This window comes from Tessaracoccus sp. OS52 (genome assembly GCF_020687685.1).
Taxonomy (GTDB): Bacteria; Actinomycetota; Actinomycetes; order Propionibacteriales; family Propionibacteriaceae; genus Arachnia.
On sequence record NZ_JAJEWM010000004.1, the window covers coordinates 90,677 to 104,552 of the forward strand.

Annotated in this window: 9 protein-coding genes; 4 read left to right on the plus strand and 5 right to left on the minus strand. The window is 68.7% G+C overall.

Annotation, left to right across the window (positions count from 1 at the left end):
* Nucleotides 1-29: 29 nt before the first annotated feature.
* The 3 genes from LKO27_RS12900 to rfbB are packed head-to-tail and all read right to left on the minus strand — an operon-like array spanning nucleotide 30 to nucleotide 2,934.
* A complete protein-coding gene (locus tag LKO27_RS12900) occupies nucleotides 30-539 on the minus strand; it encodes a metallophosphoesterase (RefSeq protein WP_227737923.1) in 510 nt (169 codons plus the stop codon).
* A complete protein-coding gene (locus tag LKO27_RS12905; protein WP_227737924.1) occupies nucleotides 536-1,939 on the minus strand; it encodes a bifunctional dTDP-4-dehydrorhamnose 3,5-epimerase family protein/NAD(P)-dependent oxidoreductase in 1,404 nt (467 codons plus the stop codon). The genes LKO27_RS12900 and LKO27_RS12905 overlap by 4 nt, the downstream gene beginning before the upstream one ends.
* Nucleotides 1,939-2,934 carry a dTDP-glucose 4,6-dehydratase gene (rfbB, locus tag LKO27_RS12910; RefSeq protein ID WP_227737925.1) on the minus strand — a complete coding sequence of 332 codons (996 nt, stop codon included), beginning with the start codon at nucleotides 2,932-2,934 and terminating at the stop codon, nucleotides 1,939-1,941. Before rfbB ends, LKO27_RS12905 begins: the two co-directional genes overlap by 1 nt.
* A 133-nt stretch (nucleotides 2,935-3,067) precedes the next feature.
* Between rfbB and rfbA the strand changes: the two genes are divergently transcribed.
* Complete coding sequence (gene rfbA, locus LKO27_RS12915) at nucleotides 3,068-3,934, plus strand: glucose-1-phosphate thymidylyltransferase RfbA (protein ID WP_227737926.1); 867 nt, start codon at nucleotides 3,068-3,070, stop codon at nucleotides 3,932-3,934.
* On the opposite strand, the gene LKO27_RS12920 is transcribed toward rfbA, so the two are convergent.
* Both LKO27_RS12920 and LKO27_RS12925 read right to left on the minus strand, forming a co-directional pair.
* Nucleotides 3,931-4,515 (minus strand): GNAT family N-acetyltransferase, encoded by a 585-nt coding sequence (locus LKO27_RS12920; protein WP_227737927.1) that lies wholly within the window; start codon nucleotides 4,513-4,515, stop codon nucleotides 3,931-3,933. The two genes, rfbA and LKO27_RS12920, sit on opposite strands and share 4 nt — an antisense overlap.
* Before the next feature lie 862 nt (nucleotides 4,516-5,377).
* Complete coding sequence (locus LKO27_RS12925; protein WP_227737928.1) at nucleotides 5,378-6,715, minus strand: leucine-rich repeat domain-containing protein; 1,338 nt, start codon at nucleotides 6,713-6,715, stop codon at nucleotides 5,378-5,380.
* Nucleotides 6,716-7,023: 308 nt separating this feature from the next.
* Here LKO27_RS12925 and LKO27_RS15420 point away from each other — a divergent pair, with 308 nt between their 5' ends.
* The 3 genes from LKO27_RS15420 (at nucleotide 7,024) to LKO27_RS12940 (ending at nucleotide 13,869) form a co-directional block, all read left to right on the plus strand.
* Entirely contained in the window at nucleotides 7,024-10,245 is a 3,222-nt protein-coding gene (locus LKO27_RS15420; RefSeq protein ID WP_304650906.1) for a hypothetical protein, read from the plus strand.
* Between the two features lie 558 nt (nucleotides 10,246-10,803).
* Complete coding sequence (locus tag LKO27_RS12935; RefSeq protein WP_227737929.1) at nucleotides 10,804-12,879, plus strand: acyltransferase family protein; 2,076 nt, start codon at nucleotides 10,804-10,806, stop codon at nucleotides 12,877-12,879.
* A 186-nt stretch (nucleotides 12,880-13,065) separates the two neighbouring features.
* Nucleotides 13,066-13,869, plus strand: coding sequence for an FCD domain-containing protein (locus tag LKO27_RS12940; RefSeq protein ID WP_227737930.1), 804 nt, complete (start codon nucleotides 13,066-13,068; stop codon nucleotides 13,867-13,869).
* The last annotated feature ends 7 nt before the right edge of the window (nucleotides 13,870-13,876 follow it).

The following is a 13,876-nucleotide window of genomic DNA, read 5'->3' on the forward strand; positions in this document are numbered from 1 at the left end:
ATCAGCGAGGAAGTCCTCGCTGGCCGGGGTCAGCGTGGCCGCGGCGGGAGGCGGTGCAGCTGGAGGTCGTGGATGGCGCCGTCGGCGACGGTGCAGGTCAGGTAGGTGCAATTGGGCTCGCGGCGGCGGTCGGTGGGGGAGCCGGGGTTGAGCAGCAGCAGCCCCTCGTGCTCGGTGTGCCACGGGATGTGGCTGTGGCCGAAGACGAGGACGTCGAGGTCCGGGAAGGCGGCGCGCATCCGGGCCTCGCGCCCGGCCTTGGGCCCGGTCTCGTGAACGACCCCCCAGCGCAGGCCCTCCAGCTCCACCCGCGCGACCTTCGGCAGCCGACGGCGCAGCTCGTCGCCGTCGTTGTTGCCGTGGACGCCGATCAGCCTGGTCGAGCGGCGTTCCAGCTCGTCCAGGAGTGCGGGCGTGACCCAGTCACCGGCGTGCACGACGACGTCGGCCGCCTCCACCTCCGCCCACACCTGCTCGGGCAGGTCGCGTGCCCGGGCGGGGACGTGGGTGTCGGCGAGCAGGAGCAGGCGCAGGCTCACTGGTCCGGGCGCCCGAGCTGCGCGACGTAGGCCGCGAGCCGGTCGTCGGCGGGTGGCGGCTGGAACCCCGCGGCGACGATCTTGTCCAGCCGCAACGTGCTGTGGCGGGGTCTGGGGGACACGACCTTTCCCTTGGCCCAGTCCGCTGTGGAGGTCGTCGCGACGTCACCCGGGTCGCGTCCCCGGAGCTCGAACACGCGCCTGGCGACGTCGGCCCAGGTCGTCGTCGGGCCGGAGTTGGTCACGTTGTAGATGCCCGACGGCGCGCGCTCGGCCAGCAGGTGCGCGATCGCCGCCGCCAGGTCGTCGGCGAACGTCAGCCGCCCGAACTGGTCGTCCACGACGGTGGGTCGGACGCCCTCGTCGGCGAGCCGGGCCATCGTGCGCACGAAGTTCCTGCCCTCGCCGACCACCCAGCTGGTCCGCACGATGTAGTGGTCGTCGACGGTGGCTGCGGCCTGCTCGCCGGCCGCCTTCGACTGCCCGTAGACCCCGAGCGGGGACAGCGGCTCGTCTTCTGCGTGCTCCTCGGTGAGGCCGTCGAACACGTAGTCGGTGGACACGTGCACGAACGGGATCCGACGGCGGCGCGCGGCCGCGGCCAGGTGCGCGACCGCCGTCGCGTTCACGGCCCACGCACCCCGACGCCCCTCGTCGGTCTCAGCCGCGTCGACGGCGGTCCAGGCCGCGGCGTTGATGATGCAACTCGTGCCGGAGAAGTCGAAGGCGGCGACGGCGTCCGCGTCGGTGACCTCCAGTTCGGCATGCCCCACGCCGACGGCGCCGGGCAGCGCGGCCAGCAGCGCGCGGCCTAGCTGCCCGCCGGCGCCGACCACCAAGGGTCGGCGCGGGGCCATGGGTACGACGTCGGCGAGCAGCGGGTGGGCCTCGTCGGCGGCAGAGAGCTCGCACTGCTCCCGCGGTATCGGCCAGGCGATCCCCAGCGCCGGGTCGAAGAGGTTGACGTAGGTGTAGCGGTCGCGGGCCTCGGCGCTCCAGTGCTCGTTGACCAGGTAGGTGTAGGAGGTGTCGGGCTCCAGGGTCTGGTAGGAGTTGCCGACGCCGCGCGGCACGAACACCGCGTTGCCCGGCTCCAGTTCGACGGTGACCACGGTCCCGAAACCGGGGCCCTCGCGCAGGTCCACCCAGGCGCCGTACGCGCGCCCGGAGGCGAGGCTGACCAGCTTGTCCCAGGGCTCGGCGTGGATGCCGCGGGTGGTGCCGACGGCGTGGTTGTGCGCCAGGTTCTGCTGCACCGGCCCGAAGTCCGGCAACCCCAGTGCCGTCATCTTCGCGCGCTGCCAGTTCTCCTTGAACCAGCCACGGTTGTCGGCGTGGATGGGCAGGCGCAGGACGAGGAGCCCGTCGATCGCCGTCGGTTCCACCTGGAGGTCTGCCATCACTGTCCCTTCGCGGCGTACTTCGCCTCGGTGGCGGCCTTCATCGGGCGCCACCAGTCCTCGTTGTCGCGGTACCACTCGATGGTGGCGGCCAGGCCGTCGCGGAAATTCGTGTAGCGGGGCTCCCAGCCGAGTTCGTCGCGCAGCAGCGAGGCGTCGATGGCGTAGCGCAGGTCATGGCCGGCGCGGTCGTTGACGTGGTCGTAGGCGTCGGTGGGCTGCCCCATGAGTTCCAGGATCAGCTCGATCACCGACTTGTTGTCCATCTCGCCGTCGGCGCCGATCAGGTAGGTCGCGCCCGGGCGGCCGGCGTCGATGATGCGCAGCACGGCGTCGTTGTGGTCGTCGACGTGGATCCAGTCGCGCACGTTCAGGCCGGCCCCGTACAGCTTGGGGCGGATGCCGTCGATGACGTTGGTGATCTGGCGGGGGATGAACTTCTCGACGTGCTGGCGCGGGCCGTAGTTGTTGGAGCAGTTGGAAAGCGTGGCGTGGATCCCGAACGACCGCGCCCACGCACGCACCAAGTGGTCGGAGGCCGCCTTGCTCGCCGAGTACGGGCTGGAGGGGTTGTAGGGCGTCGACGGCGTGAACCTGGCCGGGTCGTCGAGCTCGAGGTCGCCGTAGACCTCGTCTGTGGAGATGTGGTGCAGCCGGGTGCCGTGCTTGCGGACCGCCTCCAGCAGGGTGAAGGTGCCCACGATGTTGGTCTGGATGAACGGCGAGGGATCGTTCAGCGAGTTGTCGTTGTGGGACTCGGCGGCGAAGTGGACCACGACGTCGTGGCCGGCCACCAGCTCATCGACCAGTGCGCCGTCGCACACCGACCCCTCGACCAGACGGCAGCGCGGGTCGTCGGGGAGGTTCTCGCGGTGCCCGGCGTAGGTGAGGGCGTCCAGGACGGTGACGGTGTCGGATTCGTTGCGGGCCAGCAGTCGGTGCACGAACCCGCTCCCGATGAAGCCGGCCCCCCCGGTGCACAAATATGAGGTCATGGCAGGAGTCTAGGGGTCGGGGCTCCGGCTGGAAGGGGCTGCGCGACGTCGGCCGGACTATTCGGAACGGCTGATTCTGGTGGCTGGCTGGGATAGCGTGGGCAGCGTCGGGGCAAACGGTTCAGGGGGCATCATGCGGGGAATCATTCTGGCCGGCGGGACGGGCTCCAGGCTCCACCCGATCACGCTGGGCATCAGCAAGCAGTTGGTGCCCGTCTACGACAAGCCGATGATCTACTACCCGCTCTCGACGCTGCTGTTCGCCGGCATCCAGGACATCCTCGTGATCACCACCCCGCACGAGGCCCACCTCTTCGAGCACCTCCTGGGCGACGGTTCACAGTTCGGCGCGCGCATCTCCTGGGCCACCCAGCCCAGCCCCGACGGCCTGGCGCAGGCGTTCACCATCGGCGCGGACTTCATCGGCGACGACAAGGTCTGCCTGGTCCTCGGCGACAACATCTTCTTCGGCCCCGGGCTGGGGACGCAGCTGGCCACGCTCAATGACATCGACGGCGCCTCGATCTTCGGCTACTGGGTGGCGGACCCGACGTCGTACGGCGTCGTCGAGGTGGACGAGTCGGGGCTGGCCATCTCCATCGAGGAGAAGCCGGCGGAGCCCAGGTCCAACTTCGCGGTGCCCGGTCTCTACTTCTACGACAACGACGTCGTCGACATCGCACGCAACCTCAAGCCGTCGGCGCGCGGCGAACTCGAGATCACCGACGTCAACCGCACCTACATGGAGCGGGGGCAGTTGAACGTCAGCATCCTGCCCCGCGGCACCGCCTGGCTCGACACCGGCACCTTCGACTCCCTGGGCGACGCCACCAACTTCGTGCGCACCATCCAGGCGCGGCAGGGGCTGCTGGTCGGTTGCCCCGAGGAGGCCGCCTGGCGGCGCGGCTTCGTCACCGACGACCAACTGCTCATGCTCGCCGACAGGTACGCCAAGTCCGGCTACGGGGAATACCTGCGTAACCTCCTGAAGCGCCGCTAGGCCAGTCTGGCCCTGAGCCCCGCCCGCACCGCCGGCCATTCGCCGTCGATCACCGAGTAGACGACGGTGTCGCGCACGTGGCCGTCGGGGAAGATGACGTGGTTGCGCAGCACGCCGTCCTGCTTCGCGCCCAGCTTCTCGATGGCCGCGCGCGACTGCCGGTTGTGCCAGTGCGTGCGGAACTCGACGGCGATGCAGCCCAGGTCGTCGAACGCGCGCCCCAGCAGCAGCAGCTTCGTGGCCGGGTTGATCCTGGTTCCCTGCGTTGCGCGCCCCAGCCACGTCGAGCCGATCTCGAGCCGCCGGTTGTCCGGGTCGAGGTTCATGTAGGTGGTCATGCCGACGGCCTTCCCGCTCCCCGGGTCCACGACCGCCCAAGGTGCCATCTTGCCGTCGGCCTTCAGCGCGAGTCGACGATCGATCTCGGCGGCCATCGCGTCGGGGGAGGGGATCCTGGTGTACCAGGTGCGCCCGAGGTCCTCGACGGCGACGGCCTCGGCGAGGTCGTCGCGGTGGGCCGGGCTCAGAGGCTGCAGTTCGACGAACTCATTGCTCAGGACTGGCGTTTCCGCGTAGCTCACGGGCAGAGGTTATCGCGGGCGGGTTCGCTTGCGCGGCTTCGTTCGTCCATCCGACGTCGGTCGCTCCGGGTTGGGTGTGCGTTTGGTGCTCGGTGTTGGAGCGCGGGACGCACAGTCAGCGTTTGGGCGCGTCGACGTCGGCGTGGCTCGCTGTGGGCGCTGCGGGTTGGGTGTGCGTTGGGTGCTCGGTGTTGGAGCGCGGAACGCACAGTTGGCCTCCGGGAGCGCCGACGTCGGTGCGGCTCGCTGGGTGCGCTGCGGGTTGGGTGTGCGTTGGGTGCTCGGTGTCGGAGCGCGGGACGCACAGTCAGTCTCCGCGAGGCAACGGGGTCTCGACACGGGCGCTCGCAGAGCTCGCGTGCCCTACTCGACCAGCGGAGTTGGGTCTCTCTCACCGTTGATCGAGTAGTGCCGCGCGAGCGGAGCGAGCCGGCCATGTGTCGAGATCAGATCAGGGCCGCGGCTCTCCATGGTCTCGACACGGGCGCTCGCAGAGCTCGCGTGCCCTACTCGACCGGCGGGGGTGGGGTCTCGACACGGGCGCTCGCAGAGCTCGCGTGCCCTACTCGACCCGCGGGGTTGGGTCTCTCTCACCGTTGATCGAGTAGTGCCGCGCGAGCGGAGCGAGCCGGCCATGTGTCGAGATCAGTGCTGCGGCGGGGGTCTCGACACGGGCGCTCGCAGAGCTCGCGTGCCCTACTCGACCCGCGGGTGCCGGCTACTCGACCGGCGGGGGGGGTCTCGACACGGGCGCTCGCAGAGCTCGCGTGCCCTACTCGACCCGCGGGGGTGGGGTCTCGACCCGCGGTGCCGCCCTACTCGACCCGCGGTGCCGCCCTACTCGACCGGCGGGGTCAGCGGCTCAGGGCTCCCAGATGTCGACGGCGCAGCCGGCGTCGACCAGGGGCTGGAGAGTCTCCACATCGGTGACGGGGTTGCCTTCGAGGAAGAGCAGCAGCAGCCCGGTCCGCGTCGCCAGGGGGGCCACCGACGACACCTCGTTGTCATCCAGGACCAAGAACATCAACGCGGGGAACTCAGGGAGGTTCCCGACGTGGGTGATCCCGTTCCCCGTCAGAACCAGGCCCGTCAGGTTCGGCAGGTTCGGCAGCGAGGCGAGGCTCGCGGCTCCGTTGTGGCTGACGTCCAGGTAGGCGAGCTGGTCGAAGCGGGACAGGAACGAGAAGTCGCGGACCTGGTTGCCGTCGAGGGAAAGCTCCAGGAGCTTCGGCAGGTCAGGCAGTCCGCTGAGGTCGCTCAGGCGGTTGTTGCCGGCCCAGACGGTGGCGAGGTCCGGCAGCGCTGGCAGCGCCGACAGGTCGCGCAGCTGGTTGTCCATGACGTCGAGGTAGGCGAGCTTCGGCAGAACGGGCAACCCGGTCACAGCCGTCAGCTGGTTCTCGTAGAGCTCCAGGTGGGTCAGGCTCGGCAGGCGCGGGAACCCGGAGAGGTTCGTCAGCGCGTTTCCTCCCAGCCACAGTGCGTCCAGGTTCGGCAGCGACGGCATGCCCGCGAGCGTCCGGATGCCCAAACCGGTGCAGTCCAGGAAGGTGACCTGGGCCGCGCGGACCAGCGTCAGCGGTCCGGTCGGGGCCACGCCCGCGGCGTCGGCGATGCATCCCCGCAGGGCTGGGTCGACGACCTTGCTGAGGTCGACGGCGGGCGCCGGCGCGGGAGCGGGGGCTGGCGAGGGCGTGGCGAAGCGGACGATGTTGTTGAAAACCAGCTTCGTGACCCAGCGGTACGACGTCCGAGATCCGGCCTGGTAGGCCTCCAGGACCCGCGCTTCAGCGTAGGCGCGGCACCCGTTGCGGCCGCTGACGGCGTCGTCGCACCTGGTCTCCCATCTCCGCCCGTCCTTGGCGGTCCAGGAGATGTGGGCTCCGTAGACCCCGTTGCCGCCGAGGGGGTTTGCTTTCCAGAGGGATCGCGCCGAGGGCTCGTAGGTGAGGTTGTTGAAGACCCAGTCGTTCCGCTGCACGAAACGGCCCTTCACCTGCGAGACGCGTGTTCCCCAGATGAAGGTGGTGCACCGCCTTGTCTGGGAGTACGGGACGCAGTCGGTCTTCCAGAGCCTGCCGCCGACGGTGTGGGTGCCGGGGGTGGTGTAGACGTCGACGTCGGCCCGCGATGGGGTAACCGCCGTCAGAGGCAGCAGCGCGATGCAGAGGGCCGCGCAGAGGAGGCGCCACAACTTCACAGGTTCCCCTTGGGTCGGCCGGGGCCGCCCTGGTCCCGGGGATCTGCCCTGAACAGTAGCGGTCGGCGCGTGCGAATCCGCAGCCCGGAGCCGCGTGTCATCGGGTCGGGATGGGCAGTCCCGCTCCCACCGGGCACGCTGGAGCCGACGTCGGAGCTCGCCAGACCCTTTACAGCGATTACCGACGCTGGTAACGTCGCCCCCATCGCACATATGGGAAAGCGTTCTCCCGTGGAATGGACCGCGGGGCGCCCCAGCCGAACAGCAGCCCAGTCACGTGATCAACGACCGATTGCAGGTGATGAAGAATGCCCATCGTCCACCCAAGAGCCGGCGCTCCGAGGCGAACTGCCGCGCTCGCGGCGGCCGCCGCCCTGGCACTGGGAGGCCTCACGGCCGCCCCCGCCGTCGCGCAGGATCCACCCCTTAGCTTCGACTTCAACTGCGCCACCAGCCCCACCGCTGACGGCCACGTCGGCGTTCTGCCGAACGTCGGCTACACCATCGAGCAGGGCTACGGGTTCGACGCCCCGCTGGCCGCCAACGCCTGCCGCGACCGCGGTGGTGACGACGCCGCCGCCCGCGACTTCGCCCTTCCGCCCGCCGGCACCGTCTTCCGCGCCGACGTCCCCAACGGCACCTACACCATCGTGTTCCGCACCGGCGACTACATCGCCTCCAGCAACTCCGGCCTCACCGTCGAGGGCAGGTCCCTGCCCAACCAGGGCGTCCCCAGCGGGCAGGTCGCCAACCGCGTGCTCGACGACGTGGTCGTCGCGGACGGCCAGCTCACCTTCACCTTCTCCGGCAGCTCGCTGCGGCTCAACGCCATCGAGATCCACGAGCCCCTGTCCGCCCCCACCTCGCTGGCGGCGACGGTGGATGCCGCGACGCCGCACGTCGCGCTCAGCTGGGATGCCGCCGACGGCGCCGCCGCCTACCGCGTGTACCGCCAGGAGGGCTCGGCGGATGCGCAGGTGTTGGCGGAGACCGACACCAACTCGTGGACCGACACCACCGTCGCGCTCGGCCGGGAGTACACCTACACGGTGGTCTCGGTCGGGACGACGGGGCTGGTGAGCCCGCCCACGGCGCCGGTCACCGTCGAGGTCGTCGACCCGGACGCGCCCGCGCCCGCCACGCCCACCGGCCTCACGGCGGCGTGGTCGGGGGAGCAGATCGCGCTGCAGTGGCAGCCGGTCGACGGTGCCGTCGCCTACGACGTCTTCCGCGCCACCGGCGGTCGCGAGCCGGTCTTCGAGACCCGGGTGACCGAGCCGGCGTGGACCGACGCCGCCGCCGTCGCCAGCGCCGACCACTCCTACCAGGTGGCAGCCGTCGGACTTGGCGGCATCTCGGAACGCACGGAGGTCGTGACGGTAGAGGCCAGCGTCCAGTACGCCCGCCAGGCCGAGCGCATCGACCGCGCACCGGTCGCCGTCGCAACCGACGACGGCGTCTACGTGGGGTGGCGCCTGCTTGGCGACGACGACGCGGACCTTGCCTTCCACGTCTACCGCGACGGCAGGCGAGTCACCGATGAGCCGGTCGTCGGCTCCACCAACTTCCTCGACGCCGAGGGCGACGCCGCGGCCACCTACCGCATCAGCGCGGTCCAGGACGTCGAGCGCTGGGTCACCCAGGAGTTCGAGGTCTGGGACGAGCAGTACCTCGACGTCCCGCTCCAGCGGCCCGCCGGCGGCACCAACCCCGACGGCACGGCCTACGAGTACCGCGCCAACGACGCCTCCGTCGGCGACATCGACGGCGACGGCACCTACGAGCTGGTCCTGAAGTGGGATCCCACCAACTCCCAGGACAACTCCCGCGCGGGCTTCACCGGCAACGTCTACATCGACGCCTACGAGTTCGACGGCACCCAGCTGTGGCGCCTCGACCTCGGCCGCAACATCCGCGCCGGCGCCCACTACACGCAGTTCCAGGTCTTCGACTACGACGGTGACGGCCGCGCCGAGGTGGCGCTCAAGACCGCCGACGGCACGGTCGACGGCGAGGGCACCGTCATCGGCGACGCCTCCGCCGACCACCGCAACTCCGGCGGCTACGTCCTTGCCGGCCCCGAGTTCCTGACCATCTTCGACGGCCAGAGCGGCGCCGCCATCGACACCGTCGACTACATCCCGCCGCGCGGCACCGTCTCGGCGTGGGGCGACGGCTACGGCAACCGTGTGGACCGCTTCCTGGCGGGCACCGCCTACTTCGACGGGCAGACCCCGAGCCTGGTCACCAGCCGCGGCTACTACACCCGCACGGTGATCGCCGCGTGGGACTTCGACGGTGAGAACCTCCAGCAACGCTGGGTGTTCGACTCCAACGACGCTGGATCCGCCTACACGGGTCAGGGCAACCACCAGTTCTCGGTGGCCGACGTCGACTCCGACCAGTTGGACGAGATCGTCTTCGGCTCGATGACCATCGACGACGACGGCAGCGTCCTGTACAACACCGGCCTCGGGCACGGTGACGCGCTGCACGTGGCCGACTTCGACCCGGAGCGCCCCGGCCTGGAGGTGTTCGCGGCCCACGAGTCCATGTCGGCCTCCGGCAACCGCGGCGCCACCTTCCGCGACGCAGCCACCGGCGAGGTCATCTGGTCCATCCCGGCCACCCGAGACACCGGCCGGGCCGCCATGGCCGACATCGACCCCCGCTACACGGGTGCCGAGGGCTGGGCCGTCGGTGGCGACGCAGCGTGGAACTCGCCGGTCGGGCAGCTGAAGTCCTCCGACGGTGAGCTGATCTCCGAGCAGATCCCGGCCGCCAACCACCTCGTGTGGTGGGACGGCGACCTCCTGCGCGAGATCCTGGACCACGACTTCGACCAGGTCGCCGGCCTGGGCGTGCCCACCATCGCCAAGTGGGACTGGGAGACCGCCACGGAGCAGGAGATCTACCGCGCCGACGGCACCCGCACCAACAACCACACCAAGGGCAACCCCAGCCTCCAGGCGGACCTGTTCGGCGACTGGCGCGAAGAGGTGGTCACCCCGCTGACCGACTCCAGCGCGCTGCGGATCCACACCACCCTCGACCTCACCGACGTGCGTTTGCGCACGCTGATGTCGGACCCGGTCTACCGGCTCGGCGTCGCGTGGCAGAACACGGCCTACAACCAGCCGCCGCACACGTCCTTCTACCTGGGCGACGGCATGGGCCAACCGGAAGCGCCGGTGCTGGACTACGTCGGCGGCGACCCCGCCCCCGGCGAGCCGGTCCCGCTGCCGGTGGACCTCCAGCTGGCCGTGGCGACGCAGTGCACTGGCCCGCTCAGCATGCTGCGGGTCAGCCTGACCAACGTCGACGACGTCCCCGTCACCGCGAGCGTCGAGACTGCCTACGGCACGAAGGCCTTCGACGAGGTCGGGCCCGGGCAGACCAAGAGCCTTCCCTTCCAGACCAAGCAGAAGGCATTGCCGGCGGGGGAGGTGACGATCACAGCGACGGCCACGATCGACGGCGACCCCGTCACCTTCACCCAGACCGCCACCTACGAGTCCCAAACCTGCTGACCCCCTGATCTCGACACGTGGCCGGTTCGCTTCGCTCACGCGGCGACTACTCGATCCCCGGAGACCTGCGGAGTCCGCACCCCGCTGGTCGAGTAGCGCCCGTGCCCACCGCTGGTCGAGTAGCGCCCGTGCCCCCGCTGGTCGAGTAGCGCCCGTGAGGAACGAACGGCGTCCTCGCGTTGAGCAGGGAGCGCCAGCGACCGTGCCGAAACGTGTCGAGACCCCTGATCTCGACACGTGGCCGGTTCGCTTCGCTCACGCGGCGACTACTCGATCACCGGAAAGGCTGTGGGCCGGCACCCCTGGTCGGGCAGGCGGGTCGCTAGGTGTTCGTTCCTTGCTCCGTCACTGAGCAGCAAACGCACAGCTAGCCGACGGGTCGCTCCCCGCCAGTCGAGTAGCGCCCGTGAGGAACGAACGGCGTCCTCGCGTTGAGCAGGGAGCGCCAGCGACCGTGCCGAACGTGTCGAGACCCCCCGAGACCCGACCTCAAGCGCGCGATCTCCTTTGTCATCTTGTAATCTTCCCGGAGAATTCCCCCACCTTGAACGGAAGCAGATGGCCGAGAGCGCTGTCGTCAAAACGCGGCGCCAAGTAGCCGAACCACCGGATCCCCCTGTTGGCCATCCCCGCCGTCGAGACATCCAGGGCCTACGCGCCGTCGCCGTACTGGCCGTGATCCTCTATCACGCCGGGCTACCAGTCCCGGGTGGTTTCGTCGGGGTCGACATCTTCTTCGTCATCTCGGGCTTCGTCATCACAGCCATGCTGCTTCGCGAATTCGAACAACATGGCCGCATCCGCCTCCGACGCTTCTACTGGAGGCGCTTCAAGCGGTTGAGCCCGGCTCTGGCGCTGGTGGTAACAGTCACGCTGGTCGGTTCGATCGCATTCCTGAGTCCCATGGGCTATCAGCCGATCACAGCGATGACCGGGCTGGCCACCGTGGTGCTGCTGGCGAACTTCGTCATCTCGGCGTCGACGGGCGGATACTTTGGTCCACTCGCCGAACTCAATCCCCTACTGCACACCTGGTCCCTCGCAGTTGAGGAACAGTTCTATCTGGTCTTTCCGGCCCTGCTCATGGGGGCTCTCCTGTTGGGGAGTCGCGGCTCTGCTGGCATGAGGTCTGCCCGACGGGTAGCGCTGCTGGCCGTCATGGGACTTTCCCTGCTCACTGCGCTGTTGATGCTCGCCATTGTGGAGGGCGTCGCCCTGCCTTACGGATTCACCAGCTTCTACAGTCCGTTTCCGCGGCTTTGGGAGTTCGGTGCCGGGGCGGCGCTGGCTCTGGTCCCCATGGGATGGATCCGCGTCCGAGGGACCGCTCTCGCCGTCGGGGTCGCAGGTTCCCTGATGCTCCTCGGTGCGTTCTTCATCATCGATGGCGGCACAGTGTGGCCGGGTCCTTGGACGCTGCTTCCAGTGGCTGGCACGGCGCTGGTGATCATGGGCGGCTCGTCGTCGGATCACACCAACCCCGTCTCGCGGCTGCTCTCCACGCCCCCGATGGTCAAGGTCGGCGACTCGTCCTACTCGCTCTACCTGTGGCACTGGCCACTCATCGTCTTCTCCCGTTTCCTGTGGCCGGACCAGCCCGTGGCGCCCATCGTGGCCGCCGTGGCCGCTGTGGTCCCTGCGATCGCGTCCTATTACTGGTTGGAGAATCCGATCCGGAATTCGGACAACCATGGGGGAGCTGGATCCATTCGCTTGGTGGCTCTTGCGGTGGCAGGTCCCGTGATCGCGGCGATGGTGCTCCAACACGGCAGCCTTCGCAGTTGGGGCTCCGAGGATGTCGAGAATTTCGTTGCTCAGGTGGCTGAAGAGCATGTCGGAAGGAAGAACGGGTGTGACGGTCGAACCCCCTTGGGCAGCCAGCCCGAAGGGTGCTCCTGGAACGTCGAAGCAGACGGATTGCCGATCTATCTCGTGGGTGACTCGAATATGGACCACTTCCTGGAAGGGTGGATCGCGGCTGCTGAGACTGTTGATCGTCCTGTCATGGCCGCCACAGCCAGCTCATGCCCCTTTCTGGACGTCTACGTCCTGGACACGCGCAACACTCGAGCCCGCGACGCGGCGTGCCGTGACTATGTGGAGGACTCCTTGGGCTGGCTGCGCAGTGCACCACCTGGGACCGTAGTGATCTCGAACTCACAGGTCTACTTGTTCCAGCCTCAGGTCGGTTTCGGCGCAGAGCCCACCCGGACATCCGATGCCTACGCGGACAAGGTGAGCACCTTCCGGTCGGGACTGGCTGAGATCATCCGGGATGTTCGGCGATCCGGCCACGAAGTCGTCATTGTGCAGGGAGTTCCGTTGTGGATCGGATCCGACGCGTGGGCCGGCAAGCGGTGTACCACCGCTGCTGTGATGCTCGGGGCGTGTTTCGCCAGCATGACCGTTGACGACGCCGCTGCGAGGCAGAGCGAGATCCGGGAGATCACGAGTTCGGTGGCGCTCCAGGAGGATGCCGACATCTGGGACTCCTGGCAGGCGATGTGCCCCGACGGTGTCTGCGCCACTCACGGGGATGGGTTCATGAGGTATCGCGACGACTTGCACATCACGGTGGGCCAGTCGGAAAGGCTGTCGCCCGTCTTTGGGCAGGTCCTCTCAGGTGGTCGCTGACTCGCCCTCGGCGGATGCCAACCAGCGGTAGCGACGCCAAGCGGCGACCCTCGGCGTCTTGAAGCCCCCATGCCGAGAACACCGCGTCGTCCACTTTGACAGACCCACTTGGGCCTTGCGCCGGAGGGCGCCCTGAGTTCGCCCCTCTACAAGCTGGCACCCACTTGTCAGACAAGTGACGTTGACGTGGCTGCCACCTACCCGCAGGATTGCGTTCAAGCGTGCAACGTTGCCGCGCTGATTGACGCGAAGGTGGCAAAGATGTCAGACAAGATGGACGAGTTGGTGTCCCGGCTTGCCGATCACCTGCGCGCCGTCAGCGTCGCGGACGGAAGCGCGCTACCCAGCGAGGCGAGTCTCATGTCGACGCTCGGTGTGGGCCGCCAGCAACTGCGGGAGGCGCTTCGGGTGCTGGAGGGGTTCGGTGCAATCGAGACCCGCCAGGGCGCAAGGCGTCGTTGGCGCGGTGTGGAGCTGGGGGAGCTGGTGTCGCTGTCGGCACAGCTCTTCGGCTCGCCGGCCGTGACCATGGCTGAACTGCTGACGGTACGTCAGGCGCTGGAGACGTCGATGCTGGTCAAGGTCATGCCTCTGCTGTCGCGCAATGAGCTCGACGACCTCCTGCGCCTCACCCATGCGATGGAGGACCTCGCCCACGAAGGAAAGTCGTTCGTGGAACTCGACGCGCAGTTCCACCTCTCGCTGTTCGCTCCGCTGCGCAACTCGACGCTCAACGGCATCCTGGGCGCCTTCTGGGCGCTGCTCGACGTCGTCGAGCGGGATGCGCCGCCGGTCACCGTCGAGCCCATCGTGGCCGAGATGCACACGGCAATCGTGCTGGCCATCGTGGATGGCGACTACGACCTCGCCGTCCATGAACTGGACACGCACTTCTATGGGGTACGCCGACGCGTCTCCCACAGGTTCAACCAAAACGCAGGTATCGCGCGGCCGCATCGGAGCGGCACGCGTGCGCAAACACAATCATGAAGGAGAT

What these genes read in the sequence shown, in the direction of transcription:
- LKO27_RS12905 (WP_227737924.1), bottom strand. Translation starts at nt 1,939, where the DNA reads ATGGCAGACCTCCAGGTGGAACCGACGGCGATCGACGGGCTCCTCGTC.
- rfbB (WP_227737925.1), bottom strand. Translation starts at nt 2,934, where the DNA reads ATGACCTCATATTTGTGCACCGGGGGGGCCGGCTTCATCGGGAGCGGG.
- rfbA (WP_227737926.1), top strand. Translation starts at nt 3,068, where the DNA reads ATGCGGGGAATCATTCTGGCCGGCGGGACGGGCTCCAGGCTCCACCCG.
- LKO27_RS15420 (WP_304650906.1), top strand. Translation starts at nt 7,024, where the DNA reads ATGCCCATCGTCCACCCAAGAGCCGGCGCTCCGAGGCGAACTGCCGCG.
- LKO27_RS12935 (WP_227737929.1), top strand. Translation starts at nt 10,804, where the DNA reads ATGGCCGAGAGCGCTGTCGTCAAAACGCGGCGCCAAGTAGCCGAACCA.